The sequence below is a fragment of the Zoogloea oryzae genome (assembly GCF_030161255.1).
Classification (GTDB): domain Bacteria; phylum Pseudomonadota; class Gammaproteobacteria; order Burkholderiales; family Rhodocyclaceae; genus Zoogloea; species Zoogloea oryzae.
This window is the reverse complement of sequence record NZ_BSPX01000096.1, coordinates 1-2,329: the sequence shown is the minus strand read 5'-3', so window position 1 is coordinate 2,329 and position 2,329 is coordinate 1. Positions and strand designations below refer to the sequence as shown.

Annotated in this window: 4 protein-coding genes; 3 read left to right on the top strand and 1 reads right to left on the bottom strand. The window is 71.7% G+C overall.

Going from position 1 to position 2,329, the window contains the following annotated elements; translation table 11 throughout:
- Positions 1-341: ATP-binding protein (locus QQK25_RS24435; protein WP_284189636.1), on the top strand; the 341-nt coding region annotated here is incomplete at its 5' end.
- Entirely contained in the window at positions 334-969 is a 636-nt protein-coding gene (locus QQK25_RS20535) for a response regulator (RefSeq protein ID WP_284189635.1), read from the top strand. The genes QQK25_RS24435 and QQK25_RS20535, both read left to right, overlap by 8 nt.
- 6 nt (positions 970-975) lie before the next feature.
- On the opposite strand, the gene QQK25_RS20530 is transcribed toward QQK25_RS20535, so the two are convergent.
- On the bottom strand, positions 976-1,428 hold the full coding sequence (locus tag QQK25_RS20530; RefSeq protein ID WP_284189634.1) for a cupin domain-containing protein: 453 nt from the start codon (positions 1,426-1,428) through the stop codon (positions 976-978).
- A gap of 247 nt (positions 1,429-1,675) precedes the next feature.
- Here QQK25_RS20530 and QQK25_RS20525 point away from each other — a divergent pair.
- Positions 1,676-2,329: tetratricopeptide repeat protein (locus QQK25_RS20525; RefSeq protein WP_284189633.1), on the top strand; the 654-nt coding region annotated here is incomplete at its 3' end.

Genomic DNA, 2,329 nt, shown 5'->3' with positions numbered 1-2,329 from the left:
CGGCGACCACCGAGATCTACACGCTGCCCGCTGACCTCACCGTGAGCCTGTACCGCATCGTGCAGGAGAGCCTCACCAACGCCCTGCGCCACGGCACGCCCGGTCGGGTGGCGGTGAGCCTCGAGCGCGACGCCACTGGCTGCCGGCTGCGGGTGGAGGACGACGGCGACGGCGTTGCGCCGCCCAGCCCGGGCAGCGGCCTGGGCGTGCTGGGCATGCGCGAGCGCGTCGAGGCCCTCGGAGGCCGCTTCGCCCTCGAACCCCTGGCGCCCCGCGGGATGCGGGTGCGGGCGGATTTTCCGCCCGAAGCGCTGCTGGCCACGGAGCACGACGATGCTTGAACAGACCCGCCTGCTGCTGGTGGACGATCACGCGGTGGTGCGCGAGGGCTACCGCCGCCTGCTGGAAACCCGGCCCGATCTGGCCATCGTCGCCGAGGCGGCCACCGCCCGGGAGGCGATGGACCGCTTCCGCATCCACGGGCCCGACGTGGTGGTGCTCGACCTGAGCCTGCCCGACATGGGCGGGGTCGAGCTGATCCGGCGTCTGCTCCAGCGGGACGCCGGCGCCCGCATCCTGGTGTTCTCGATGCACCGCGAGCCGCTCTTCGCCACCCAGGCCCTGCGGGCCGGCGCCCTGGGCTACGTGACCAAGAGCAGCCCGCCCGAGGTGCTGGTGAACGCGGTGTATCAGGTGGCGGCGCGGCGTCAGGTGATCAGCCCGGACATCGCGCCGGAGCTGGCGCTGGCGCTCATCGACCGCCCGCGGGAGCCGCTCGCCGAGCTGGCCCCGCGGGAGTTCGAGATCCTGCGCCTCTTGCTCGATGGGCTGGGGCCGGAGGAGATCGGCGCGCGCCTGTCGATCTCGGCCAAGACGGTGCAGAACTGCCACTACCAGATCAAGAGCAAGCTGGGCGTGCGCAGCGACATCGAGCTGACCCGGCTGGCGCTGCGCCTCGGGCTGATCTGAGGCGGTTCAGGCGGGCGCGGCCTCAGCGGCCTGCTGGGCCTCGAACAGCGTCTGCAGGGTTTCCAGCGTCAGTTCCGCGATGGTCTGGCCGGCGTCGTCGAGGATCTCGTACAGGATCTCGCCCGGCAGCGGTCGCATGCTGAACAGCACGATCGCGTCCTCCGCGCCGCCGCCTTCCCGGTGGGGCGCTTCGCTGGCCGGCGAGACGGTGTAGCTGCCGGTGGGGCGCACCTCCCGCAGGCGGCCGTCCATCTCGTAGAGCCGGTGCTCGCCGCGGATCACGAAGGTGTGGTTGAGGGCCTTGTGGCGGTGCAGGACGATCTGGTGGCCGGCGTCGAAGCGGAACAGCACGTCGGCGATGCGGCGTTCCATGTCCACCTGCAGGATCGAATACGCAAAGTGGGGAAAGTCGCCGAAGGGCTGCCAGCGGATGGCGTCGGTCTCGAAGGCGTGAGGCATGGGGTCTCCTGGGGTGAGGGTATGGCCGGTTGGCGGCTGCCAGTAAACCCTGCCCGGCGCAGCCTCGCCGAGGTCAATCTGCCCGCCGGGTGCCGGGCATTGCGCCCGTTTCTGGCGGGCGGCCGGGATCGGGCAAATTGCCCGTTTGATCCGGGGCAGGATGCCGCAGACCGCCCACCGGCGCGGCCCTAGAGTGGCTCGGGAGACGGGTGCCCGGTGGCCCTGTCCGCAACCGACGGAAACCACCATGCTCGATCTGAAGAGGGCCGCCCTTGTCGCTCTGATGTGTGCCTCCGGCGCGGCGGCCGCGGCGGGCAACCTGTTCTGCGGCGGCCCGGTGCCCCAGACCGGCGAGCCCACCGACCTCGCCCACGTGGTGGGCGACCAGACCCTGGAATACCTCGCCGACCAGCCCGCCAGCCTGATGGTGTGCAGCAAGGGCTACCTGTTTGAAAAGTGCGGCGACCACGCGACGGCGATGAAGGTCTTCGACCGTTGCATCGCCGCCGGCTACATCGGCGCGATGATCTGGAAGGCGCTGATGCTCCAGGACGGCGCCGAAATCCCCCGCGATCTGGCCGGCGCGGCCGAGCTGATGCGTCGCGCAGCCGAATCCGGCGATTCGCCCTACGCGGTGCTCGGCAAGCTCCACTACGCCAGCGCGCTGCACGAGGGCAAGGGCGTGCCCAAGGACGAAGCCGCCGCCCGCCGGTGGTTCGAGGCCGCTGCGGCGGAGGGCAACCCCGACGCCATCGAGTTCCTGCGTACCGGCTACCACGTGGGCGACCGGGACGGCTCGACCCGCGGCGTGGGCGTGCCGCCGCCGGTGCAGGCCAGCCCCTTGCCGGGCGAACTGCAGGAGCAGGCCGCGCGGCCGGTGGAGCGCATGGGCCCGGCGGCG